The sequence below is a fragment of the Pseudomonas sp. B10 genome (assembly GCF_900156235.1).
In the GTDB taxonomy this organism is placed as follows: Bacteria; Pseudomonadota; Gammaproteobacteria; order Pseudomonadales; family Pseudomonadaceae; genus Aquipseudomonas; species Aquipseudomonas siliginis.
On sequence record NZ_LT707063.1, the window covers coordinates 642,629 to 666,113 of the forward strand.

Annotated in this window: 21 protein-coding genes and 1 pseudogene; 11 read left to right on the forward strand and 11 right to left on the reverse strand. The window is 57.7% G+C overall.

Translation table 11 applies throughout. The features are described from left to right. Positions 1-11 precede the first annotated feature (11 nt). On the forward strand, positions 12-371 hold the full coding sequence (locus BXA01_RS02825; protein WP_016774585.1) for a response regulator: 360 nt from the start codon (positions 12-14) through the stop codon (positions 369-371). Here BXA01_RS02825 and BXA01_RS02830 read toward each other — a convergent pair. Next, positions 366-1,322, reverse strand: coding sequence for a fimbrial protein (locus BXA01_RS02830; protein WP_076563144.1), 957 nt, complete (start codon positions 1,320-1,322; stop codon positions 366-368). The genes BXA01_RS02825 and BXA01_RS02830 overlap by 6 nt on opposite strands. A gap of 330 nt (positions 1,323-1,652) precedes the next feature. On the opposite strand from BXA01_RS02830, the gene BXA01_RS02835 reads away from it, so the two are divergent. Next, positions 1,653-2,237, forward strand: a complete 585-nt coding sequence (locus BXA01_RS02835; RefSeq protein WP_056785683.1) for a hypothetical protein — start codon at positions 1,653-1,655, stop codon at positions 2,235-2,237. Positions 2,238-2,275: 38 nt separating this feature from the next. On the opposite strand, the gene BXA01_RS02840 is transcribed toward BXA01_RS02835, so the two are convergent. The 6 genes from BXA01_RS02840 to BXA01_RS02865 all read right to left on the reverse strand — a co-directional run bounded on the left by BXA01_RS02840 (position 2,276) and on the right by BXA01_RS02865 (position 11,010). Further along, the gene (locus BXA01_RS02840) at positions 2,276-3,904 is read right to left on the reverse strand and encodes a methyl-accepting chemotaxis protein (RefSeq protein WP_073474635.1); all 1,629 of its coding nucleotides are present in this window, start codon (positions 3,902-3,904) and stop codon (positions 2,276-2,278) included. A gap of 114 nt (positions 3,905-4,018) precedes the next feature. Continuing rightward, the gene (locus BXA01_RS02845) at positions 4,019-4,480 is read right to left on the reverse strand and encodes a hypothetical protein (RefSeq protein ID WP_073474637.1); all 462 of its coding nucleotides are present in this window, start codon (positions 4,478-4,480) and stop codon (positions 4,019-4,021) included. A gap of 308 nt (positions 4,481-4,788) precedes the next feature. Beyond that, on the reverse strand, positions 4,789-5,166 hold the full coding sequence (locus BXA01_RS02850; protein WP_016774580.1) for a type 1 fimbrial protein: 378 nt from the start codon (positions 5,164-5,166) through the stop codon (positions 4,789-4,791). Positions 5,167-5,268: 102 nt separating this feature from the next. Continuing rightward, complete coding sequence (locus tag BXA01_RS02855; protein WP_076563146.1) at positions 5,269-8,901, reverse strand: transporter substrate-binding domain-containing protein; 3,633 nt, start codon at positions 8,899-8,901, stop codon at positions 5,269-5,271. Between the two features lie 7 nt (positions 8,902-8,908). After that, the gene (locus BXA01_RS02860) at positions 8,909-9,616 is read right to left on the reverse strand and encodes a response regulator transcription factor (RefSeq protein ID WP_076563149.1); all 708 of its coding nucleotides are present in this window, start codon (positions 9,614-9,616) and stop codon (positions 8,909-8,911) included. Positions 9,617-9,789: 173 nt separating this feature from the next. Further along, positions 9,790-11,010: an EAL domain-containing response regulator gene (locus BXA01_RS02865; RefSeq protein ID WP_024012832.1), complete on the reverse strand. Its 1,221-nt coding sequence runs from the start codon at positions 11,008-11,010 to the stop codon at positions 9,790-9,792. A gap of 320 nt (positions 11,011-11,330) precedes the next feature. Between BXA01_RS02865 and BXA01_RS02870 the strand changes: the two genes are divergently transcribed. From BXA01_RS02870 to BXA01_RS02880, 3 genes are all read left to right on the forward strand, one after another. Next, the gene (locus BXA01_RS02870) at positions 11,331-11,936 is read left to right on the forward strand and encodes a fimbrial protein (protein ID WP_016774577.1); all 606 of its coding nucleotides are present in this window, start codon (positions 11,331-11,333) and stop codon (positions 11,934-11,936) included. A gap of 68 nt (positions 11,937-12,004) precedes the next feature. Further along, positions 12,005-12,754 carry a fimbrial biogenesis chaperone gene (locus BXA01_RS02875; protein ID WP_041478776.1) on the forward strand — a complete coding sequence of 250 codons (750 nt, stop codon included), beginning with the start codon at positions 12,005-12,007 and terminating at the stop codon, positions 12,752-12,754. 197 nt (positions 12,755-12,951) lie between these two features. Beyond that, positions 12,952-15,411 carry a fimbria/pilus outer membrane usher protein gene (locus tag BXA01_RS02880; protein ID WP_076563150.1) on the forward strand — a complete coding sequence of 820 codons (2,460 nt, stop codon included), beginning with the start codon at positions 12,952-12,954 and terminating at the stop codon, positions 15,409-15,411. Between the two features lie 140 nt (positions 15,412-15,551). On the opposite strand, the gene BXA01_RS02885 is transcribed toward BXA01_RS02880, so the two are convergent. After that, positions 15,552-16,457, reverse strand: a complete 906-nt coding sequence (locus tag BXA01_RS02885) for a LysR family transcriptional regulator (RefSeq protein ID WP_076563151.1) — start codon at positions 16,455-16,457, stop codon at positions 15,552-15,554. Between the two features lie 118 nt (positions 16,458-16,575). Here BXA01_RS02885 and BXA01_RS02890 point away from each other — a divergent pair, with 118 nt between their 5' ends. After that, a complete protein-coding gene (locus BXA01_RS02890) occupies positions 16,576-17,502 on the forward strand; it encodes an alpha/beta hydrolase (protein WP_076563152.1) in 927 nt (308 codons plus the stop codon). A gap of 94 nt (positions 17,503-17,596) precedes the next feature. Further along, positions 17,597-17,806, forward strand: coding sequence for a hypothetical protein (locus tag BXA01_RS02895; RefSeq protein WP_076563153.1), 210 nt, complete (start codon positions 17,597-17,599; stop codon positions 17,804-17,806). Position 17,807: 1 nt separating this feature from the next. On the opposite strand, the pseudogene BXA01_RS26895 reads toward BXA01_RS02895, so the two are convergent. Next, positions 17,808-17,936, reverse strand: a pseudogene (locus BXA01_RS26895) (protein CapI); the annotation flags it as partial. Between the two features lie 240 nt (positions 17,937-18,176). Between BXA01_RS26895 and BXA01_RS27225 the strand changes: the two are divergent. From BXA01_RS27225 to BXA01_RS02915, 4 genes are all read left to right on the forward strand, one after another. Then, entirely contained in the window at positions 18,177-18,470 is a 294-nt protein-coding gene (locus BXA01_RS27225) for a family 16 glycosylhydrolase (RefSeq protein WP_231991009.1), read from the forward strand. A gap of 477 nt (positions 18,471-18,947) precedes the next feature. Further along, entirely contained in the window at positions 18,948-20,132 is a 1,185-nt protein-coding gene (locus tag BXA01_RS02905; RefSeq protein ID WP_076563154.1) for an MFS transporter, read from the forward strand. A gap of 27 nt (positions 20,133-20,159) precedes the next feature. Beyond that, on the forward strand, positions 20,160-20,834 hold the full coding sequence (locus tag BXA01_RS02910) for a polysaccharide lyase family 7 protein (protein ID WP_076563155.1): 675 nt from the start codon (positions 20,160-20,162) through the stop codon (positions 20,832-20,834). Between the two features lie 346 nt (positions 20,835-21,180). Beyond that, positions 21,181-22,473 carry an MFS transporter gene (locus BXA01_RS02915; protein ID WP_076563156.1) on the forward strand — a complete coding sequence of 431 codons (1,293 nt, stop codon included), beginning with the start codon at positions 21,181-21,183 and terminating at the stop codon, positions 22,471-22,473. Positions 22,474-22,480: 7 nt separating this feature from the next. On the opposite strand, the gene BXA01_RS27400 is transcribed toward BXA01_RS02915, so the two are convergent. Together BXA01_RS27400 and BXA01_RS02920 are read right to left on the reverse strand one after the other, a co-directional pair. Then, a complete protein-coding gene (locus BXA01_RS27400; RefSeq protein ID WP_264082188.1) occupies positions 22,481-22,609 on the reverse strand; it encodes a hypothetical protein in 129 nt (42 codons plus the stop codon). 132 nt (positions 22,610-22,741) lie between these two features. After that, entirely contained in the window at positions 22,742-23,293 is a 552-nt protein-coding gene (locus BXA01_RS02920; protein WP_076563157.1) for a cytochrome b, read from the reverse strand. Between the last annotated feature and the right edge of the window lie 192 nt (positions 23,294-23,485).

Sequence of the window (23,485 nt, forward strand, 5' to 3'; positions counted from 1 at the left end):
GTTGAAATAACATGACCACCATCCTGGTAGTCGACGACGAGTATCTGATTGCTGACATTCTTGGCTTTGCGCTTGAGGATGAGGGCTTCATGACTGTGACCGCGAGCAATGGCAAGAAGGCTCTCGAAGTGCTGGAAAGAGAACGTCCAGCCCTGGTCATCACTGACTTCATGATGCCGGTCATGGACGGCCTCGAATTCGCCGAAGCCGTGCGTGCCCAGCCGTCCGTCAAACACTTGCCGATCATTCTCATGAGTGGCGCGCAAGCGCACATCGGCATGCAGCGCTCGGATCTGTTTGATGTGGTAGTGCCCAAGCCGTTTGATATTGCGGTGATTGTGGCTGAGGTGAAGAGGCTGTTGGGCTCATAGATACTCGACGACAAAGGCAATTTCGGCATTGGCATCGCCCGCTCGCATTTGCGCATTGGAAGGCTCGATGCGCACGAAGCGGGCTTGCAAGGAAACATATGCATTGCCGCCTTGCGATGTGGGCGCTTTCATTATGTAGTTCTGATTCAGCTTGAGTGTCGACTTGTCACTGAAGCGCATCTGCAATGCCAGACCTTTGGCAGTGGAATTACTGTTGAGGTGTACCACGCCGGTATCAGCGCTCCATGCAGGGCTGCCCGCAGTGGGCGAAAAGGAGTACCTGAAGTTATTGATTCCGGGAGGACAGTTTTTCATATCAAGAAAGAAATATTTCTCCTTGGCATAGTCACCGTTCTGCAAAAAATCGCTCATGGTGTAGCTGCCCATATCCACTTTCACATCAGGTGTTTCACAAGACTGCGAGACGATCCGCGTGCCATTTGTATTCATTGCCAGAGGCTCGATTTCTGCAGCGACGAAGGTCCCAAGTTGGCCTGAGGGTATCGTCGCACTGCCGGAAATAGTTCCCGTCTTTACAAAACGCAAGATGTGCTCAGAACCATTCCAACCCCAACCGCCAGCAGTGTCGGTAGTTCCTGGAAAGCCTTTCCACGCTTTCCCCGATGGCGGTCGGACCCATTGCCAGCCGATTCCGGTATTTCCGATAGGAAAAATCTCCGCGCCCGGCTGAGTAACGCCGACAGTATTGCGTACACCTTCGTTGTGTACCGCAGAGCACCTGAATGAGCTGGGTATGGCGCCCAGGGTCACGATCGGGCTTTCATAGATAACCGTGCCGTTGGGCGTGTCACGAGGCACCGAGATCGTGGCTGGAAGAACCACCCTGACACTGCCCTTGGAATGGTCGGGATAAAATTCGCAAACTGCAGCCATTGCGTTAAATGGCAGTAAATACAAAAAACCGACAATTAAAACATGGGAAAACTTCATAGCAATCTCTCTGAACTCGCCGTGTTTGCAAACATTTGAATGGCGGACGATTGCGTGAACTATCAGCAGTAAACGCCACCAAAGCGGCAGCAGACGATAATGAAAAAAAGGAGCTTGAGCAAAAAGTTTATTTATTCGCAAACAAGACAATTCTCATGGACCCACAAGAAACTTTTGATAGTCGGTTTAAACAAGAAGCCTTCTGCGAATTCGTTAACAAATGTTAGCCGTTATCGACATACGCAAATAGAGCACAATTTAAGACTCGTCTTAAAGGCCCAGCGAATCGAGGTTATTACACTGTCTACTCTTGATAGGAGAAACGATTCCGTGAGAGCCCTCGATACCCTCAATAGCTCAAAACCCCAGAGCAACGCCGCCATCTACTGCCTGACCATTCTTGCGCTGGCACTGATCGCCATGACTGTGGTCGCCGGCTACCAACTCAATGAACTGTTTCCACTGAAGGCTGTGGTGCAACAACAGGAGGTCCAACTCACCCAGCGCGCCGATGCAATCCAGTCGATGAGCGCAGAACTAAAGCGCCTGGCGGAACAGAAACAGGTTTTGGAAGCCGACCTGCTTAGCGCAAAGGAACAGGCGAAGGCCGCTGAGCACGCAAAAACCGAACTCGAAAACAATCGACAGGCAGCCCTGACCAGCGCGGCGTTAGAGGATGAAGATTCACTGTGCGCGATCATCGAGCAAAACATCCGACTTGTTGCGGACCAACTCAATCGCGACGATTTCTTCCGCCTGCGTGATGAGCGCGAAGCTGAAGCCGAAGCGGTACTTGAAAGCTATGAAAAACAACTCGCCAGCTGCATTGAGCAGTTGACAGCACAAACCGCATCGCCAGCACAAACTGACTCTGCACCCCATGCGCAAGACTTTGCTGCGCCGATCGAGCGCTGATCAAAAAGCCCTGATAGCCAGGGCTTTACGTTTACTGATTAAAGTTTGAATTCCTTGGTCAATTTGTTCAGCGACGCCGCCAATTGCGACAGCTCCGCCGATGCGACTGCGGTCTGTTTCGATCCCTCTGCGGTTTCACACGAAAGGTCGCGAATGCTGATCAGGCTGCGATCCACTTCACGCGCAACCTGAGCCTGCTCTTCTGCAGCGGTTGCCATCAGCAGGTTTCGCTCGTTGATGAGATTCAGCGAGCCAGTGATGTCGGTCAGCACTTCGCCGGCGATATTGGCCATTTCGAGCGTTCTCTCGGCCTGAGCGCGGGTGTGGCTCATGGAGGAAACTGCGCGGCTGGTGCCCGACTGAATGGAGCTGACCATGGACTCGATGTCCTCGGTCGACTTCTGAGTACGCTGCGCCAGCCCTCTCACCTCATCGGCAACCACGGCAAAACCGCGACCCGCCTCCCCCGCCCGCGCCGCTTCGATCGCTGCGTTCAAGGCAAGCAGATTGGTTTGTTCGGCAACCTCTCGGATAACGTCCAGCACGCTGCTGATATCGCTCGCCATGGTCGATAGCGCCTGCACCTCAGCCGAGGTGCTGTGCACGCTGGACACCATCAGGTTGATTGCGGCTACCGTGTCGCTGACCTGACTTCGACCGGCAATGGCTGCCGCACTTGATTCCGACGTCAGCTGCGAGGTCGATGCGGCGTTGTCTGCAACCTGCTCCACCGCTGCACTCATTTCAGTGACGGCGGTGGCGGCCATTTCGATTTCATGGCTCTGACGTTGAGTGATACGCGAGATATCTTCAGTGACGCCGTGCATGACCTCCGAGGTCTCGGCCAACTGCGTGGACGAATCACGGATCATGATCAAGGCATCTCGCAGACTGGTTTGCATCGCCGCCAATGACGACAGCATTTGCGCCGCCTCATCGGAGCCATCCAGCGCAATGGTTTCGCTCAAATCATTGGCGGCGATGCATTCGGCCACCCTTAGCGAGCCTGCAATGGGTACCGTCAGGCTGCGGGTATACAACACGGCCAGGGCCAACGAAGCACCGATCGCGATGAGAATGAACACACTGACGATCAACAGCGTGTGCTCATAGACATTGTCGGCCTGCTTGCCCGCCTCATAAGCTTCTATCTCGTTGAGAGCAATCAACTTTTTTAGCGCGACCTGTACGCCATCCGACGCCGCACGCATCTGATTCCTGGACAGCGCAATGGCCGCTTCAAGCTGCCCGTTCGCCACTGTTTCAAGGTATTGATCCTGCGCCTGATCGTTGACCTTCTGTGCTTTGGCAAACTCCTCGAACGCCTCGCGCCCGGCGTCAGTCGCCAGCAGGTCAATGAGCGCACGCTGATGATTTTTGATCATCTGACGCGACTGCTGGATGTCAATCAGGGCCTGCGCTTTGCGCTCACTCGTTTCAATGGGATTGCGCAAGCGAGCGTTGTTGCCCTTGATTTCGACGAACTCTCGATCGAGTTGGCCGAGCAGCTTGATACTCGGCACGATCGTCGTCTCGACGTACGTTTCTGCCTTGTTGAGCAAGTCGACTTGCTGCAGAGCGATCAATCCGATCGCGATAATCATGAGACAGAACAAGCCGAAACACAGCGCCGAACGCGGCGCGAGATTGAGTTTACGAAGCAGCATGATGCCTTACCTTAGAGTGTATTCAAGACAATGGGGTAAACGAGTGGGCAGCAGAGCGGCGCTGCGGTATAGCGCCTCGGCGCATACCTGGATCAACGCGGGAAGGTGCGGTAGCTAGCGGTTGGCGCACGGAGAGAGTGTGGAGTTGGTCGAGGCCGGCTCCGCAATTTCCTTGAGCGCCGGATCGGCCAGCATCAGAAAATCTGCCAGTCGCGGCAGATTGATTTTCGAGACCAGGCGCATCCAGCGTTGCGGATGCGGGTTGAAGAAGGTCTTCGACCACTGGTGATCATCGTTGGGATTGAAAATCAGCAGATGACGAATCAGCGGGTTTTCCCCGAAAAAGTCGAGCGGATCCATCGCCATTTCGCTGAGCAACTCAGCATTGACGACGACCAGGCTCAACCGTTGAGGGCAGTAATACGTCAGTATTTTCAGGTCACGATAAGTGCAAACGTTCAAGACGCTGAGACAGCCCAGCTTATTGAACTGCTGTTCGATCGACTGGCCTCTTCGCACGTCGCTGTCGGCGATCAGGATCCGCAAGGATCGACTGCGGTTATTTTCAAGAAACATCGGACACCTTTGGCAGCTCCATTCTTCCTTTCAAGAAAATAACCAAGGGCCAAGCTGCCTGATATGAGACTTGTCTCAAAAATGAACGCAGGGATAGATGATAAAAAGCCACACCTTGACGACAGCCCACGCGATCGGCGCATGGTCTGGCTCAGAAAGTGTTGAAGGAGGGATTTTGCAACGCAGGGGAGTCGCGACGAGCCAGAAGCGCGGGACGGTTCTGTGCGAACCAGACAATTCTCATTATTAACGCCCCTTTTTGTCAGTAACCTTGAAACAAGGGGCGCAGACTCATTCTTTCCAAGCCATCAAGGCAGCGTCATCGTCACTACGTAATTACCGCTCGTTATCTGGTGACCCTTGTTGTCCGTGAGCAGCAAGCGCTGGTCGTAATAATCGTCCTGCTCATGAGTATCGGCAATCACCTTCACAAACACCTGCTGGCGCGACTCACCTCGCCCTGCCGCACTGACGTTGTTCACGGTAAAAATCTGCCCGGTGCTTGCCTGGGGGCAATCAAGCAACTCGACAGAAGAATGGCTGGCGCCACTCGCAATGCAACTTGCCTCGACAATTCGACCGCTGAAGCGAATCACTCCGCTGACCGGCGCAGACTGGGCTGCGCTGACGGTGTCAAAACCGAGCAGGCAAAGGCAGGCAATCAATAAAGGACGTCGAATGATCATCGCGAAACTCCATGGTTATTAACCAAGGTATCGCCCGCTGCAAAATGATCTTTAACGTCAGCTTCAATGCAAGGCCAGTCGGATGGTCATGAGCCGATACGTTTACAGCTCGATCCGTTTGATTTTCTTGATCAGATCAGCCTGTGCATGCTCCAGCTTCAATGCACTGCGATTGAGGTCCAGCGGATCGATAACAGGCGCCTCGCACTCGGCCTCAAGCTCGTTACACGCCTCAATGACCTGATGCTCGGCAACAATGCGCGCCGCCCCCTTGATGCGGTGCGCCAGGTCAGCCAACAGCCCGGGATCGCTTTCGGGTATTAGCGAATGCAACTCCTCCAGATCCTTTTCGCAACTCGACAGCGCCTCGCGCAGAAGTTCTTTCATCATGTCGAGATCGCCCCCGGTGAGCTCGTCAAGACGCTCGCGAATCGAACCCAGCTCCTTGATAGTCGCCGCAGGCGGGCTTTCAAATGGCTGGGTTTCAACATTTTTTTCCCAGCCTGCAAGCATGATCGACAAGGTGCCGAGACTGATCGGTTTGAACAGGCAATCATCCATCCCGGCCTCCCGGCATTTCACTTTTTCTTCCGGCTGCGCGTTGGCCGTGAAGCCCAGTACGATGCACGGCGATCCACCACTTTCGCGTTCGTCCTGGCGAATGGTGCGGGCCAGCTCATAGCCGTTCATGACCGGCATGTTGCAGTCCGTGATCACAATGTCGAACGGCTCCGAGCGCCACAGCGCCAATGCCTGGGCACCGTCGGCGGCATCACGCACCGCCTGGCCAAGGAAACTCAGCTGCTGCGTCAACAGCAGGCGGTTGGCGCTCTGGTCATCGACTACGAGAATCCTGAGTGTCGGTACCGGTTTGTCCTGAACAACCGAAACAGGCAGCACTTTGCCGCCAAGCGGGCTGAGAATATTGAAGAAGAGCGACACTTCCAGGCAGGTGCCTTTGCCAAGCGTACTGGTAATGTTCAGCCGCCCGCCCATCAATTCGCACAATGAACGGGAGATCGCCAGTCCCAGACCGGTGCCGCCTCTGCTGGAGGGACCATGATTGGCTTGGGAAAACGGCTGGAACAGATTCTGCAGATCGGCGCTGGAAATGCCGATGCCGGTGTCCTCGACCTTGAGGTCGACCTGTAAGCGTTCGTCAGCGAGACGTTGGCCGCGAATCGAGACGCTGACATGACCGGTGTCGGTAAACTTGATCGCGTTGCCCACCAGGTTCGAGAGCACCTGCTGGAAGCGCATCGGATCAACCAATACGTCACAGCCGACAGTGGCGTCGATGTCGAGCTTCAGCACCAGACTCTTCTGCCTGGCCAAGCCGTCGAACACCCGCGCCACGGATTCGACCAATTCGCGCAGGTTGGCACGTTTCGGCGAAAGGCTGACATGGCCCGATTCGATGCGTACCACATCGAGGATATCGCCGATCAGTTCCAGCAGACCTTTTGCCGAGTCGTATGCCACTTCAATCGCCGGCCGATCGAAGTGTCCCTGCTCGGCACGCTTGAGGGTAAGTTCGAGCATGCCGATCACGGCGCTCATCGGCGTACGGATTTCGTGGCTCATGGTCGCCAGGAACGTGGTTTTGGCGCGGCTCGACTCGTCAGCCAGCTCTTTCGCCGAACGCAACTCCTCGATGAGTTCACGGCGTTCGCTGATATCGATCCAGCCGCAGATCACGCCTCTGACTTCACCCGCCGTGTCGTGATACGGCTGGATCCAGTGGTAAATGATCAGCCGCGTATCACCGACATGCAGCGTGCGATCCACCTCGTAAGGTTCGTCCTGCTCGATGACGCGCAGGTAGTCGTCGTGAAATTGCAACGCCTCCTGACGATTGCGCTTGCCGCTTTCGAGCACGGTCTTGCCGATCACGTCCTTTTCCAGCAGGCCAAATGTTTGCAGATAATTATTATTGCAGGTGACAAGCCGACCTTCACGATCACGTACGTAGATGGGATGCGGCGTGCCGTTGATCAACGCGCCCATGAACTTCAACTGATCGCCCAGCAAGCGCTCTGCCCGGCTGCGTTCGCGGATCTGCCGGCGAATATAGAAATTCCACGCCAGCGATCCCAGGATAATCAGGAACGCGCCAGCGCTGATCTGGTAGATCAGCGCCTTGTAATCGCGCCACGACAAACCCGAAAACGCTGCAATGGGACGCCACCTGTTGAGAATTACGTCCAGCTCATCCGGCGGAATGCTCAGCAGCGCCTTGTTCAGAATGCTGACCAGTTCGGTATCGGCACGCCGCGCGGCGAAAGCGAGGAAGCCTTTGTTCATGCCGACGATGTTGGAGATACGCAAGCTGTCGCTGTAGATGTGGGCGATGTAGTAGCGCGCACTGTGCAACGTGGTAATCATCGCGTCCGCTCGACCGTCCTTCACGTCAGCCAAGGCGCCCAGAACTGTTTCGTTATCAACGATCTCGATGTCGGGGTAGTCCTTGAGCAGCTCACGCTCAGCCGAACTTTCGGGCACTGCGACGCGCTTGCCGCGCAGCTCCTGCAGGCTTGAAGGCGCGCCTGCGTCCTTGGTGGTGACGATCACAAAGGGGCTGGCAAGGAACGGATGAGTGAAACGCATGCCGACTTCCCGCGAGACCGTTGGTGTCAGCAGAGAAATATCCGCGCTGCCAGCCAGCAGACGCGTGCTCAGACTGGAAAAGCTGTCGGTGCGCTCGACATTGATCTGCAAGCCGGTACGCCGCTGGATGAGCTCGAGCAGATCAGCGCCGATCCCGCCAAAGTTGCCGTCACCATCAAAGAATGCAAACGGTGCCTGATCGTCATTGATCACGAACCGCGCGACCGGATGCAGCTCAAGCCAACGTGCTTCGCCGGGTGTCAGGTCAATGCGTTTGGGCGTCAGCGCCCCGCCGCCGCCCGACCAGCGCTTGGTAATTTCGGCAATCTTCGCATCACCCAGCGACTCGAGGGTCGAATCGATCAGACGCAGCAATTGGTCGTTGCCCCGGCGCAAGGCAAAGCTGAAACCGCTGGTTTGGGTTTTGACGAAAGAGTGCAGCCGCACATAGTTGAAGTAGTTGAGGTTGATCAGGTAATTGCTCGACACCGTATCGCCGAGAAACAGGTCGACCTTGCCAAAAGCCAGCGCAGCCAGTGCCAACTCGTTCGATGGAAAAAGCACGAATTCGGCGTTGGGGTATAACGCGTGTAATTGACTGGAAGGCAGGTAATCGTCGGCAACCGCAATACGCAAACCGGCCAGATTGGCCGGCATCGGTCGTCGATCATCGCCGCGCATGAACATCGCCGGCACGTCTTCGACATAAGGTTTGCTGAGCGTGACGAGGCCATCGATCAATTCGAAACTGTTGGAACTGCCCAACATGTCAATGTCACCGCGCTCAAGTGCGGCCATGGCGTCACGCCGGTCAGGGTAAGCCTTGACGGTAATCTCAACATGCAGTGCCTGACCGATAATGCACGCGATATCGGCGGCAATCCCCTCATAGCGCGTACCGCTGGCGGTCATGACATAAGGCGGGAAATCCGGAAGCGCAGAACCCAATATCAGGCTGCGCTTTTGCCGCAGCCAACTCCAGTCTTCATTGGCCAGGTCGACTTGCAGCTCCTTGCAGTCCGAGCGACCGAACACCTGCAAGGTGCGCGGCTCTGCTGCCAATAACACACCACTACTGAATACGAAAAGCACACTGATTAGCAAAACACCGCGCAACAGATGAAACATAAGCGTGTTATCCCTGGTTGTCGGCTTTCAGGCTGTGCTGCAACTTGAACAGCTCTGCGTCACCACGAATGCCAAGCTTTTTGAAAGCGGCCTGTTTTTGCCCACTGATGGTTTTGCGACTGCGCGAGAACTTCAAGGCAATCTGCGTCACCCCCATCCCCTCGAGACAACAGCGCAAGACTTCTTTCTCTTTAGGTGACAGCAGAGGATTACTGAGGAAATCGTCGCTGTGCGCCGCACCGTCGTCATTGGCACCGGCAGGTTCATCGACCGACGCAGGCAGCACATCGAGTTCGAAGGCCATTTCCGGCGACAGATACAACTGCCCGGACGCAGCACTGCGGATGGCGGTGATCAGGTCATCGACCGACTGCGACTTGCCGAAGAATCCGCTGACGCCCGCCCCGATCGCCATGTTCACCACCGCCGGGCGTTCTTCGGAAGATGAGACGAGGATGCGCATGCCCGGATATTGCTTGCGCAGCAGGCGGATCAGATTGAGCCCGTCCAGCTCCCCATCGTGCAGTTTGTAATCGAGTATCAGCAGGTCGATGTCGATTTCGCGCAATCCGGCGAGCAACTGCGCGCTGCTGCCATACACACCTACGACACTGAACTCGGCTTCGCGCGTCAGCCGCGACTTCATCGCCAGACGTATGAGCGAGTGATCATCAAGGATGGCAACGCGTAACGGATTCACGACTGACCAATGCATGAACAGCTCCATGATGAAGAGTGTTGGAGGACCATCAGCACTTGGCAACCGCAGCAAATCCCGGGCATCACCGAAGCATTCAGGTGCATCTGATTGATTTCTCGGCACATGATGAGTGTTTTAAAGGCGTGACGAAATAGGGCTTTGTCCCAAAAGTCAGAATGCCGCTTGCATCAACGATCGGACGTGCCTATTGCGCGGCGCCAGGACGACTTCTGGCCTTCGAAACGCCAGTCGACCAAATGCGCCCAATTCATCGGGCGAGCATAGAAGAAGCCCTGCCCCCACTGACAACCAAGCCGCGCCAGATGCTGAACCTGATCTGCGGTTTCAATACCCTCTGCCACCACGCGCATGTCCAATTCCCGGGCCAGGGCCAACGCCCCGTGGATGACCGCGCTGTAGCGCGCCTGATGGAAATTCTGCACGAAGCCGGCGTCGAGTTTGATTTCGTTGAACGGCATCTGGCACAGCCGCTCAAGTGAAGAATAGCCGACACCGAAATCATCGATTGCCAGACTGAAGCCGAGCATGCGCAGACGCACCATGTTTTCCATGCTGATCTCGGGCATCTGCAGCAGGCCGGTTTCCGTGAGCTCGAAAATGAGCCCAGCTGGCGAGGCGCCATGGATGCGCAACAGCGCCTTGATCCGGTCGACAAGATTCGGATTGGCCATCTGCGTCACGTCGAGATTGAACGCCAGCTTGAACGGCTTGCCGTGAGACTGGACGAAGCGCTGCAGACTCAAGCCTTGCGTGAGCAGGCTGAAAAACATCTCATCGAGCAGACCGCAACGCTCGATCGTCGGCAAGAACATGCCTGGCGAGAGCAAGCCGCGACTGGGGCTCTGCCATCGCACCAGCACCTCGGCGCCATCCACCTCACCACTGCGCAGATGAAACTTGGGCTGGAAATAGGCGCGAAATTCCTGACGGCGTATCGCTTCGAGCACTTCGTTCTCCGAAGGCTGATCGAGATGACTTTCCACCACTTTGGCATCGCCCGGAGTGTGCGGCCGATAACGCGCCAACAATGGCCCCAGCACATCGACCATCAGAGGCTTGCCGACACTGCCAAGCAATTCCAGCCCCTGCAACGTGACAATCCGGTCAACCGTGCGCAACAAGTCTTCAGGCAGTGAACTGCAGATGATCACTGCACGAATCAAACCGGCCTCTCTCGCCAGGCGCAAGAACGTCAAACCATCCATCCCGGCCATGCTCAAGTCACACAATGCAACGTCCACGCCTCCAGCCTGGGATATCACAGCCAGCGCATCCTTGCCGTCAGCCGCCTGAAAGATATTTTTGTACCCCAGACTATTAAGCGCACTGACTGCCGCCGTGCGCTGAAAGGCGTGATCTTCCAAGACCAATATACGAAGCGTGTTCACAAACCTGGAACCTCTTTCTATCAGTCGTTAATAGCGAAAGTTTGAATAATCTTTCAAGCAGGACGCCCGCTCACAAACTTTGCGTTGACTGAGAATTTCTGCATCCGTGAATACTAGCCAGACAAAGACCGCACGACTTTGAGAATTGTCTCATTTGGTTCGCTGCACCATTACCGCAAATATGAATACGCCACTGCCATATTACTGACTGGCTCGCACCTTTATCGCTTTAAGACAAATCCCAAAGACCCGCCACCACCGCACACCTAATATGGCCTGGCATTTCAATGCAGCACTTCACAATAACTTCGGATATAAACATGAAAAAGTTCGCTTTCGCAGTACTCACTCTTTCCGTACTGGCTGCCTCCACTGGCGCAGTGGCTGAAGAAGAAGCGGCCAAAGCTGTCAAGGGCGGCAGCGGTCAAATCAGCTTCACCGGCGTTATCAATAACGACGCTTGCTCGGTAGATGGCGCCTTGGGTAACGACAAGATGATTGCCGTGGACATGGGCAGCGTGTCGATCAAAGACATGGGCACCGACTCTGCTCCGGGCGCCGGTCGTGTGGCCGCCAACGATTTCAACCTGAAAGTGAACTGCAACGCTGGCACCAAGGTTTCGATGCTGTTCAAACCAACCGTAAACGGCGGTTCGGGCCTGGTTGATGGCAAAAAAGTTCTCAAGCTGCAGGGTGCAGACGCGGCCAAAGGCGTTGGTATCGCACTGCTGGACAGCAATGGCCAGTTGATCGACCTGAGCTCCGAAGCCACTGCCAAAGTGCAGACCAACCTGACTGGCGACGCAACCACAGGCGGTGACGGCACCCTGTCGTTCGCAGCCGCTTACGTCACCACCGGCGACAAGACCACCGCTACTGCCGGTACCGGTAACGCCACTCTGCCGTTCGTTCTCGAATACGAATAAGCAGCCCGCAATACCTGGACGGGGCCGCTGTGCCTCGTCCTTCCCGACCAGATTAATCGGTGAAATCTATGTTAAGTCGCTACTTTCCGCTTTGCCTGGGGCTTGCCGGGGTGTTGATGACGCACTCGGCATTCGCCAGCATCTCCTTGAGCTCCACCCGGATTATCTTCGATGGCGCGCACAAAGAGGCGAATGTCACCGTGCGCAACGGCGGACAAACCATTCTGGCGCAATCGTGGCTGGATGCCGGCGACACGGCTGGCAGCGCACCGCCTTTCGCAGTTACTCCACCACTGGCCAAACTTGAGCCCAATCAACAGCAATTACTGAGGATTCTTTATGAAGGCCGCGGCATGCCTGCGGACAAGGAGTCGGTGGTATGGCTGAACGTGCAGGAAATCCCCCAGGCCAGTGCTGCCGATGTCAACACGCTGCAATTGGCGGTACGTCAGCGTATCAAGGTCTTCTTCCGCCCGGACGGACTCACCGGTGATGCCGCAAAGGCACCGGAGCAACTTGCATGGCAATTGGTCACTCAGGCTGGCAAGTCGGTGCTGAAAGTAAAAAACCAAAGCAACTACCACGTGTCGCTGGCGGATCTGAAAGTCGTTGCAGGGAAAAAAGCGGAATTGGTAATTGATTCGACAATGATCGTTCCAGGGGAAGTTCGCTCATTCAATCTGAAAGATCTGCCAGCTGGTACTTCGCATTTGAGTTTTTCAGCAATTAACGATTACGGCGCACAACAACGATTCGATGCACCACTAAGCGTTGCCGAAAGCCATGCCGAGCGCGTGAAAGATGCCTCCGCCCAGTAAATCCCCCACCCCACCCTGCCAACTTACAAGCTATTCAAAAGTTCCGGACTCCGGTTGAAGCAACACGGACTGATAAGGCAAATTGCATGTTTTCCTCCCAACACCACACATCTGAAAGTTGTGTTAAGCATCATGTTGCGCGCCAGAAAAACAAAGCGGCGTTGGGCTGCCTGCATCCATTGTGCTTTGCTATCAACATGGCCATTTGCGGATTCGCCGTGGGCGCCGAAGCCCCGGCCGCAATGGCGAGTGAATCTTTCAATACGCTGTTCCTTGAAGGTTCATCGGCGGTCGATCTGCAACCGTTGCTGAATGCCAACAGCGTCTTGCCAGGCCAATACCGCGTCGACGTGTTCAGCAACGGCACGCTGGTCGGGCGTCGCGATATCGATTTCGCGGCCAACCCGGTCAACGGTAAAGTCGAGCCACGCATCACCCTGGAACTGTTGCAGCAGCTGGGTGTGGACATGCGCAAACTGCGTGAGCAGGGTCTGGTTGACGAGCAACACCCTGCCGATCACTACGACCTGCCTGCAATGATCGAGCAAGCGAGTCTCAATTTCGATGCCAACCGCCTGCGCCTCAATATCAGCGTGCCGCAGGTCGCCATGGCGCGTGGCATGCGCGGCTATGTAGATCCAGAGCTTTGGGACCAAGGTGTGGCCGCCGGTTTCATCAACTACCAGCTGAGCAGCACCCGCAGCAAAACCGATTACACCACGCAAATCTCCAATAACCTGGGGCTGCGCAACGGCATCAACTTTGGTGCCTGGCGTCTGCGCAACGAATCCAACCTGAGCAGCTCCACCGGCCGGCCCAACCGTTTTGTCAGCAACCGCACGTTCATCCAGCGCGACCTCACGGCGATCAAGGGGCAACTGAGCGCGGGTGAAATCTTTTCCGACTCGGATCTGTTCGACAGCGTGCGCTACCAAGGCGTCAAGATCGCTTCTGATGAAGGCATGCGTGCAGACAGTGAGCGCGGTTATGCACCGATCATTCGTGGCGTGGCGGAAACCAATGCGAAGATCGAGGTCCGCCAGGACAACTACATTCTCTACACCACCAATGTACCGCCGGGTCCGTTCGAGATCAGTGATATCTACCCATCGGGCTCCAACGGTGACCTGGAGATCACCATTGTCGAAGCGGATGGTCGGCGCAAGGTAACCCGGCAGGCGTTCTCCGCCCTGCCGACGATGGTGCGTGAGGGGCAACTGAAGTACAGCCTGTCGAGCGGCAAGTTCAACAACAACAGCGAGGGCTATGACAAACCGGCTTTCCTTGGGGGCACTTTCGCCTACGGCTTGACCAGCAATCTGACGGGCATTGCCGGCATTCAGGCGAGCAACGGCTTCAAGGCGCTGTCCATCGGTGCGGCGAAGAACACCTCGATTGGCGCGATGTCCCTGGACGTTACGCAATCGTCCAGCAAGGCATTCGGCAAAACTACCCAGGGCAGCAGTGTCCGCGCGCTCTATGCAAAGACCTTCACCGGTACCGATACCAGCTTCACTCTCGCCGCCTATCGTTATTCGACCGAGGGTTACCGCACGCTGACCGACCATGTGCAGGACACCAGCGCCGGCGCTACGCGGCGCGCGGGCAATGCCAAAACCCGTACCGACCTCACGGTCAACCAGACCCTTGGCGAAGCGCGCCAGTTCGGCTCGCTGTATTTGAATGCCAGTGACCAGCGCTATTGGGATCGCGGTGGCTCGCGCAGCTTTTCCGCCGGCTACAACAACAATTGGCGCGACCTGAACTACAACATCAGCCTGAGCAAAACCCAGGAATTCGGCGCACGCGGTGACACCAGCAACGACACGCAATTAAGCGTTTCAATTTCGTTCCCGCTCGGATCGACACCACGCGCACCGCGTGCCTACGTTTCCAGTAACCATCAGAACGCCGGTACCAGCACGCAAGCCGGGATCAATGGTTATCTGACCGAGGACAGCGACACCTACTATTCGGTGCAGACCGGGCGCAGCGTCCAGGGCGAGCGCTCTGGCTCGCTCAGTCTGAGTACCCGCACGTCGATGGGCGATCTGGGCTTTGGCTACAACCGAGGCAGCGGCTATGAGTCGCAGAACCTGAGTGCGGCCGGATCGATCGTGGCTCATGCCGGCGGCATCAATATGGGCCAGACCGTCGGTGAAACGTTCGGCCTGGTGGAAGTCCCCGGCATGTCGGGCGTCGAAGTCAGCAGCTATTCGGGTGTGAAAACCGGCCTGAACGGCTATGCGGTTCTGCCTAACGCGCAACCGTACCGCGTGAACTGGGTAACGCTGGACACGCGTAACCTGGGCGGTGAGATCGAGCTGGACAATGCCACCCAACAACTGGTGCCAAGACGAGGTTCGGTGGTTCTTGCACGCTTCGAAGGCAGCAAAGGCAGACGCGTCCAGTTTGAACTGTACGATGCCAACGGCCAGCCGATTCCATTCGGCGCGGTGCTGTTGGATAGCGACGGCAAACAACTGGCATTGTCAGATCCGATGGGCAAGGCCCTGGCGCTGGTGACCAAAGATCACGGTGTCATCACCATCAAGTGGCAGGGCAAAAGCTGCCCCGTGCCATACAAGCTGCCGGAAAAGGTCGAAGGTTTGAACTACGAGCAATATCGGTTGGCCTGCTCTTCGAGCGCGAAGTAGACCGACCGCGAACTTGTCACTCTGCGCCCCCTCAGCCAGAACTCAGCCCTGATGATTCAGGGCTTTTTAATGCGCACAGTTTGGACATTGCCGTCATCAATAACATCGGAGTTTGCAAAACAGCTGCAATGACCAGGCAATCACTCCCAAGGCGCCGGTGACCACGCTTCCACCAGCCTGTCGATGAACAGCCGAATCTTCGGCGACAGGTGTCGCTTGCTCGGGTAAATCACCCGGATCGGCTCGGCAGCCTCGGCGTACTCTGCGAGCAATTGCACGAGCTTGCCACTGCGCAGGTCATCGTTGACCACATAGGATGGCAACGTCGCGATACCGAGGCCGGCGGCAGTCGCCTGATGCAAGGCTTCAGCGCTGTCCATCTGCAGCCGTCCAGCATGAATGACCGGCACAGGCTGACCATTGACGCGAAAATTCCACGCCAGCAATCGGCCGCCGCTGACGAAGTGCAGGCACGCATGCCCGGCCAGATCTTCGGGTGTCTGCGGTGCCGGATGTTCTTTCAGATAATCGGGCGAGGCACAGGTGATCATTTGCTGGTAAGCCACCGTGCGCGTGAGTAGCCCGGAGTCTTCCTTGGGCGGACCGATGCGAATCGCCAGATCGAAACCCTCGTCGATCAGGTCGACCAGCCGATCGGAAAACGTCGCGTCGATGGCGAGCGACGGCCAGTCTCTCAGACAGCGCTCGATGTGCTGCACAACGTGCAGCCGGCCCAGTGCTACCGGCAGGCTCATGCGCAAGCGGCCGCTGGGCGTCGAACGGCGGAACGCCAAGGCATCTTCGACCTCGTCCAGATCCTGCAGGATGCCCACACATCGCTCATACAGCACCCGACCATCGTCGGTCAGGCTCAGGCTGCGGGTGGTGCGGTTGAGCAGGCGGACCTGCAAACGCGATTCAAGCCGCACGATCGATTTACCAACGGCCGAGCGGGTCAGCCCGAGTTGCCTGGCAGCCGCCGTAAAACTTCCGGTATCCACCGAGGCGACGAAGGCGGCGATGTCGTTCAGGTTATGCAGTTCCATGTGGCCTCCGGGTTTGGCATTCAGGCGGCTTGGCACCGGTTATGGGGAACCCTATTCCCCAATCATGAGCATACCATCTCGATTAGTTAAGCCATCACTAACGTCTGGTCGAGGTCATATGAACATTGAAGTAAAAGCAGCTGTAAAAACCTGGGCCAACAGCCTCAGCGATCTGGTGCCCGTGCTGAAGGGTATCGATACCACCACTAAGATGAGCGACATCCGCGATGCCTACGCAAAAATGCTAGGGCAGAATCAACCACCGGCTGGCGTGAGGTTTGAAGCAGTCGACATGGGCGGCGTGCCCGCTACGCTGGTGACTCCGGATGAACTCAAGACCGACGCGGTGCTGATGTACATCCACGGCGGTGCCTACATCGTCGGTCGACCTGACGGCTACCACGGCATCGGCGGCAACTACGCAAAAATGCTCGGCGCGCGGGTGTACATGCCGGATTACCGCCTCGCACCCGAGCATCAGTTCCCCGCCCCCATCGATGACACTTTGCGCGCCTACGAGTGGTTGCTTGAGCAGAACATCGCCGCCAGCAAGATTGCCTTCGCAGGCGAGTCGGCGGGTGGCGCGATGGTGGTCAGCGTGATGGTCGCGGCAAAATCCAAAGGCTTGCCCTTGCCCGCAGTGGGTTCGTCCATCTCGCCATGGGCCAACCTCGAACACACCGGCGCTTCCATGAGCAATCGTGAAGGCCTTGATCCGCTGAACTCCAAGCCCGTGCTGGATATCCTCGCGCGAGCCTTTCTCGGCGACACCCTGGCCAACCATCCGCTGGCGTCGCCGGTGTTCGCCGACGTCACCGGACTGCCACCGATTCTGGTGCAGATCGGCGAAAACGAACTGATGCTCAGTGACGCCATGCGTCTGGCCAATCACCTGGCGGAAAACCGCGTCCGGGTCAATCTTGAAGTGTGGCCCGGCATGTTTCACGCCTGGCATTTCTACGCGGGCATGCTGGCCGAGGGGCAGCAGGCGCTGGAGAGTTCGGTGCGGTTTATCGAGGCGGGATTGACTGAGGCTAATCGCTGACCAAACTGCGTCCGCTGCTGATCGGGGACACTTGTCGCTGTATAGCTCGGCGCCTTGGCGGTATGGTGATTTGCCGACCGCCGAGGAACCGTGAATGCCGAAAAAACCACCAGCCCCTGAGAACACCGCCAGTGCAGCCGACATCGAACGCGCCATTCTGGCCTTGAACAAAATGGCCGAACGCCTGTGGGGCGACGGGCGTGAAGCCGAGGCCAAGGCGCTGCTCGATGCGCTGGATGCGCTGAACCGCGCCCTCGACCGGATCCGCATCGGGGAAAGTCGCAGGGCCGTTACGCTGCACTGAATCAAACCTGATAGAACTCGCGATACCACTGCACGAACGCTTGCACGCCCTGCTCGATCGGCACCTGCGGGCTGAAGTCGATGCAGCGTGCCAGCGCCGACACGTCGGCCCAAGTCTTCAATACATCGCCCCAGAAATGGGCGGTGGCCATTGCGCAGCAGGCCGATGCCGGGACCCGGGTTGGCCCGTTAGGGCCGACTCCGACGCACGTTACGCCCGATCTGCCGCTGTCGGATCAGGCCAACGCCGGCGGCTGGAAGCTGGATACGCGCCTGTCCGACGAATTCAACGGCAGCGCCCTTAATGCCGACCGCTGGCACGTCAACAACGCCACCGGACCGATTCCCTCGGACGCAAACCGGCGCTGTTTTTGCCGGAGAACGCCAAGGTCGGCAACGGCAATCTGAACATCACCTTCCGCAAGCAGACCTTGCCGGAAAAATACGTCGCCCTGGGCTACAAGGACTACAGCTCGGCGATGGTGCGCACCAACGAACGGGGCATGTACGGCTATTACGAAGCGCGGGCGAAACCGATGAATTCCGCCGGTTCCAGTGCTTTCTGGCTTGCGTGGACCGGGCTGCCGGACAATGCCACGGAGATCGATATCTTCGAAATCGGCGGCAAACCCGCAATGAAGCATTCGATCGTCGCTACATCATGAACGCGCATGTCTGGGCCAGACCGCAGAATGATCAACACCTGAGTTCCGGCAGCACCTGGAGCGCAGTAGTGCTGTGTTCAACGGTTTTGTACCCTCGCTTACATCCGCCACCGCGTGCAGAAAACTCCCTGACCCACGCGCAATTCTTCCGGCGTGCCGTTCTGCACGATCTCGCCTCCCTCCAAGCGCCATCCCCTGCCCCTCGATACCTGCAAAAACCCCTCGATCCTGCTCGCAAAGGTTGACGTGCGCCCAGCCAACCGAGAGCTGCCCTCGCCCTTTGCTCTACCATCCATCGGCTGTGTTGGAAATTCATCAAACCCAGGTGCAAGTCCGTTATCAGAATCGGTAACCACTCCAGCAACAGACATGCTTGAGGACACTCATGGCTAATGAACCCTCCAACTCCGATCGCATCTGGTCCAGGCCGGAGCATGCGGTCGAGACAACCTTTCCTGCCAGCGATCCGATTTCCCCGTGAGTCTTGACCGGCGCAGCCTCAATCTTGTCGCGGCAGCGTTCGCGCTGACCGCCTTGTCCTATGGCCTGGCGCGCTTCGCCTATGGACTGCTGCTGCCGCAGATTCGTCAGGATCTGACGCTCAGCGTGACCGCTGCCGGCTGGATCGGTGGCAGTGCGTTCGCCGCTTACTGTGTGGGCATCGTTGCGACGTTTGTCTGCAATGGCAAAATCAGTCCGCGCGGGTTGACGGTGATGGCCGGCGCCGCCGCGACGCTGGGCATGGGGCTGGTGGTGATGGCTTGGTCGGGCTTGGCGTTGGGTTGCGGCGTGGCGCTGGCGGGTTTGAGCACGGGTCTGACCTCGCCGCCATTGGCCAGTGCGGTGGCAGCGCGTCTTGATGATGCGGATCGTCCGCGGGCCAATGGCTTTATCAATGCCGGGACAGCGGCGGGCATCGTTTTTTCCGGTTTGGCGGCGATATTGGCGGCCGGGCAATGGCGCCAGCTGTATGCCCTATTTGCCTTGATCGGCATCGGCGTCACGATCTGGCTCTGGTTTGCGGTACCGCGCCGGGTCGAGCGTGACGTCGCGCAGAACTTCTCGCTGGCAATGCTGCGTCGACCCGGCGTACTGCCTTTGTGCGCCAGTGCTTTCCTGATGGGCCTGGCGAGCACGGCGATCTGGACATTCGGTGCCGATATCCTGCGCAGCGAGGCTGGGTTCTCCGATCGGTCGATTGCATGGGCGTGGATAGTGTTGGGCGCGGCGGGGATCAGCGGATGCATGACCGGCGTGTTCACAGGCCGATTCGGTGTCGTGCGCATTCAGCATCTGGCGCTCGCGGGCATCGCCCTCGGCACATTGGGACTCGCTGCGGCTTCCGTTTCAGCCGCGGCCGGCCTCGGTGCGATGTGCCTGTTTGGCGCGGCCTACATCGTTTCTTCAGGCGTTTATCTGCTGCAAGGCATCCGCCTGTTTCCGGATCGTCCGGACTTGGGATTGGGCATACCGTTTCTGCTTCTGGCACTCGGCCAAACCGCCGGCACGCCAATTTTCGGCGCAGTGCTGGAGGCAACGGGCGTGACCTTTGCCCTGTGTGTTTTCGCGGCGGCCGCTTGCGCCGCCATGGTGCTGTGCCCAAGAGATGGTGAAAGTCCGAGCAGACAGATGTGCCAATCCACCGAAGGCTTGGGTCGCTAATGATTTTTATCGTCAGGAGTACAAACCATGGCCGTAAACATCAGCAATCTCACCCTGTCCACCCCGGTGGCCGTTTCGGCAACCAATCCGGTCGCACTGGAGCTCAACGGCGCCGAAGCCATTGCTCAGTTCCCCAGCATCGTCACGGTGCTGCCGGACGGATCACTGCAACTGTCCGCGCCAACCAAAGGCGCCTCGAGCAAGAGCACTCACCGCACTCGCTGCGAATGGAAAGAATCCTTCTATTGGTCGCTGGCCAGCGCCGCTGACCACCTCAACTATCAGGAAATGACCGTGACCAAGGTCAACTCTGCGCAGAAAGTGGTTATCTCGCAGATGCATGTGAAAAACGACGACGGCCCGGTCATCAAAGTGTTCTGGCAGAAAGGCAACATCACGATGGGCTTCCGCCAGAGCTTCAACCAGCCCACCCCGGTCAACACCACGGTGCTCAAGGGCGTGCCGCTGGGGGCGAAGTTCAAGATCACCATTCGCGCCAACTCTGCCGGCGTAGCTCGAGTCACCGTTGACTACAACGGCGTTGTCGGTACATCAGGTGATTTGCAGCTCGACTCAACGTGGAATTCGCAGGTGTTCAATTTCCACGGCGGCGTCTACAACCAGATCGACTACACCGACGCCACGCCGCCGGAGGATGGCTCGATCTGCATCATCAGTGACTTGTTGATTTCGCATACTTAGGCGCTGAAACGAGCAAGGGCCTGCGTAGCTTTTGCATGCATGGCCCTTGTCGGAGCTCAGCCCGATGATCGGTTTTCATTCTCCTCTCGAACCTCAAAACAGCCTGCGTCCTAACGTCGCAGCCTTCAGCTATTGGCAAATCCTGCGCAAGCCGTAGAATCCCGCGCGCTCTTGCAGAGGTCCGGTCTGGTCATCGGCAAGATCTCGCAGGCTGGCCATGCCTCATTGACGTATGGCCGACGCCACCGCCCTGCCCGATCGGCAGACATTTGCACAACACCTGTTCCAGCCTGGCAACCGCATGCGCAGAGGCGCAGGTTGCGCTGTACGATTTCTTGAGGTTTTTATGTCTCCGCGTTTGCTGGCCATGGCGCTGGCGCCCCTGCTCGGGCTGTTCATTATTGCTCTGGGCAACGGTTTTCTGTCTTCCCTGACCCCCCTTCGCCTGGACGCCGCCGGCGCCTCGGCGACGATGATCGGAATTGTTTCGTCGGCCTATTTCATCGGCCTGACGCTGGGCGCGGTGTTCAATGACCGGCTGATTCTGCGCATCGGCCATATTCGTGCCTACGGCAGCTTCGCCTCGCTGATTGCCGTGACGATCCTGTTGCAAGGTCTGTTCTATGACACCTGGGGCTGGCTCGTCCTGCGGCTGATCAATGGCTGGGCCACGGTGGGTGTGTTTCTGGTGATCGAGAGCTGGCTGCTGCTGGCCGGTGACGAGAAGATTCGCGGGCGCTTGCTCGCGCTGTACATGATCGTCCTTTATGGCGCTGGCGTTTTGGGCCAGGCGACGCTCGGGACCATCACCGGCATGAGCGACAGCGCGCCGTTCATGGTCGCCGGCATGCTCGCTGCGTTGTCGGTGCTGCCGATCGTGATCCTGCCGCGCGTGTCGCCGCTGCTCGATCAGGTCGAGCCGCTCAAGCCCCGACAACTGCTGGGCGTGACGCCGACCGGGCTGGTCGGCTGTTTCGGTTCGGGCGTGACCATCGCGGCGATCTACACCTTGTTGCCGCTGTATCTGCAACGCAGAGGTCTGGACGTCGGAGAAGTCGGCAGCATGATGGCCTGGACGATTCTCGGCGCGATGTTGCTGCAGTATCCGGTCGGACGCTGGTCCGACCGCACCGATCGCTTGCAGGTGCTGACCCTGTTAACGGTGGCGTGCACCGCGTTATCACTGGTGATTGTGCTGCTGCCGCTGTCTTCGACAATGCTCGCGGCGATGCTGTTTCTGCTCGGTGGCGGCGTCTTCGCGCTGTACCCGGTTGCCGTCAGCCACGCGGCCGACCGCGCCCCGGCCGAAGCGCTGGTGCCGATGATTCAGGGTTTGCTGCTGATCAACTCGCTGGGCTCGGCCATCAGCCCGATGATGATCTCGCCGGTGATGAACTCGTTCGGCGCCAACGGTCTGTTCTGGGTCTTCGCTGTGGTCAATCTGAGCATGGTCAGCTTTTTCTTCTGGCGCCGTGGCAAACGCCCGGTGCCGGCCAACCCCGCACCGTTCACGGCGGCAGCAACCTACTCACCGACGGGTGCGGAGTTGCGGGTCACCGAGGATTTGCGCGTCGCCGCTGAGGAGCATCCGGCGATGATGGATGCGATCAGCGGAGAATTGGTGACGCAGCCGCGGTAACCGGTGATCAGCAACTGCCCGGCGGGATGCCGTCCTTGTTGAAGTCCTTCAAGCGCTCGCGCTCTTCTTCGGTGGAATGCGCCGGGGTGGTTTGATCCGGTACTTCTTGCGGCACTTCGGGTTCTTCTTCAGTCATGGCTTTGCCCTCGTTGTCGATGCTATTTCGGCATCGGCGAGGGCTGGCAGTTCCGGATTTTCAGCTCCACCGCAGCCATGCGCTTGAGTTGCGGCGAACATTCCCTTCGACGAACAGCGCAAGATGCCTGCCTCAAGAGCGGACACGCTCAATCAACATCCTCTGCAACGTGTTGTCCTTCACCCAGTAATGGTGGAACAGCCCCGCCAGCGCGTGCAGGCCGATCAGCCAGTAGCCGGCACTGCCAATCCATTCGTGCCAGTACTTGAGTTGTTTGGCCAGGTCCGGATCAATAGCCACCGGCGCCGGCACATGGAAACCGAAGTACGGAAACGGTTTATCGCCCGCCGCGAGCATCAGCCAGGCGAGTAGCGGTGTGACAATCATCAATCCATACAGCGCCAGGTGCGTCAGGTGCGCAACTGCGGTCTGCCACGCCGGTGGTTTGGGGGTGATCGGTGGACGCGGGGTCAGGCGGCCGATCAGGCGAATCCACACCAACGCGAAGATGCTTGCGCCAAACAGCCCATGCATACCCATCAGCAGGCCGCGTGCTTCGCTGCCTTTGGGCATATAGCCTTTGATTTCGACGCACGCATACACACCGACGAACAACGCCAGCATCAGCCAATGCAGGATGATTGAGAGTTTTCCATAACGGGTTACAGCGGTGTCGCGAATCATAGGAAACGCCTCGTGATTGTTGTGGAGCGACGATCATCTCGCTCGAAATTATCGATCCGGTTGCCCTGAATCAAGGCTAACCATGCTTGCCCAGCCTTAAGGGAGTCTGAAGATCGGCGCTGCTGTTAACGGTTTTTCATCTTCAGACTTCGTTAAGAAATGGCTTGGATACTGCGCTCAAACCCATTGAGG

What these genes read in the sequence shown, in the direction of transcription:
- BXA01_RS02825 (WP_016774585.1), top strand. Translation starts at nt 12, where the DNA reads ATGACCACCATCCTGGTAGTCGACGACGAGTATCTGATTGCTGACATT.
- BXA01_RS02830 (WP_076563144.1), bottom strand. Translation starts at nt 1,322, where the DNA reads ATGAAGTTTTCCCATGTTTTAATTGTCGGTTTTTTGTATTTACTGCCA.
- BXA01_RS02840 (WP_073474635.1), bottom strand. Translation starts at nt 3,904, where the DNA reads ATGCTGCTTCGTAAACTCAATCTCGCGCCGCGTTCGGCGCTGTGTTTC.
- BXA01_RS02845 (WP_073474637.1), bottom strand. Translation starts at nt 4,480, where the DNA reads ATGTTTCTTGAAAATAACCGCAGTCGATCCTTGCGGATCCTGATCGCC.
- BXA01_RS02850 (WP_016774580.1), bottom strand. Translation starts at nt 5,166, where the DNA reads ATGATCATTCGACGTCCTTTATTGATTGCCTGCCTTTGCCTGCTCGGT.
- BXA01_RS02855 (WP_076563146.1), bottom strand. Translation starts at nt 8,901, where the DNA reads ATGTTTCATCTGTTGCGCGGTGTTTTGCTAATCAGTGTGCTTTTCGTA.
- BXA01_RS02860 (WP_076563149.1), bottom strand. Translation starts at nt 9,616, where the DNA reads ATGCATTGGTCAGTCGTGAATCCGTTACGCGTTGCCATCCTTGATGAT.
- BXA01_RS02870 (WP_016774577.1), top strand. Translation starts at nt 11,331, where the DNA reads ATGAAAAAGTTCGCTTTCGCAGTACTCACTCTTTCCGTACTGGCTGCC.
- BXA01_RS02875 (WP_041478776.1), top strand. Translation starts at nt 12,005, where the DNA reads ATGTTAAGTCGCTACTTTCCGCTTTGCCTGGGGCTTGCCGGGGTGTTG.
- BXA01_RS02880 (WP_076563150.1), top strand. Translation starts at nt 12,952, where the DNA reads ATGGCCATTTGCGGATTCGCCGTGGGCGCCGAAGCCCCGGCCGCAATG.
- BXA01_RS02885 (WP_076563151.1), bottom strand. Translation starts at nt 16,457, where the DNA reads ATGGAACTGCATAACCTGAACGACATCGCCGCCTTCGTCGCCTCGGTG.
- BXA01_RS02890 (WP_076563152.1), top strand. Translation starts at nt 16,576, where the DNA reads ATGAACATTGAAGTAAAAGCAGCTGTAAAAACCTGGGCCAACAGCCTC.
- BXA01_RS02895 (WP_076563153.1), top strand. Translation starts at nt 17,597, where the DNA reads ATGCCGAAAAAACCACCAGCCCCTGAGAACACCGCCAGTGCAGCCGAC.
- BXA01_RS02910 (WP_076563155.1), top strand. Translation starts at nt 20,160, where the DNA reads ATGGCCGTAAACATCAGCAATCTCACCCTGTCCACCCCGGTGGCCGTT.
- BXA01_RS02915 (WP_076563156.1), top strand. Translation starts at nt 21,181, where the DNA reads ATGTCTCCGCGTTTGCTGGCCATGGCGCTGGCGCCCCTGCTCGGGCTG.
- BXA01_RS27400 (WP_264082188.1), bottom strand. Translation starts at nt 22,609, where the DNA reads ATGACTGAAGAAGAACCCGAAGTGCCGCAAGAAGTACCGGATCAAACC.
- BXA01_RS02920 (WP_076563157.1), bottom strand. Translation starts at nt 23,293, where the DNA reads ATGATTCGCGACACCGCTGTAACCCGTTATGGAAAACTCTCAATCATC.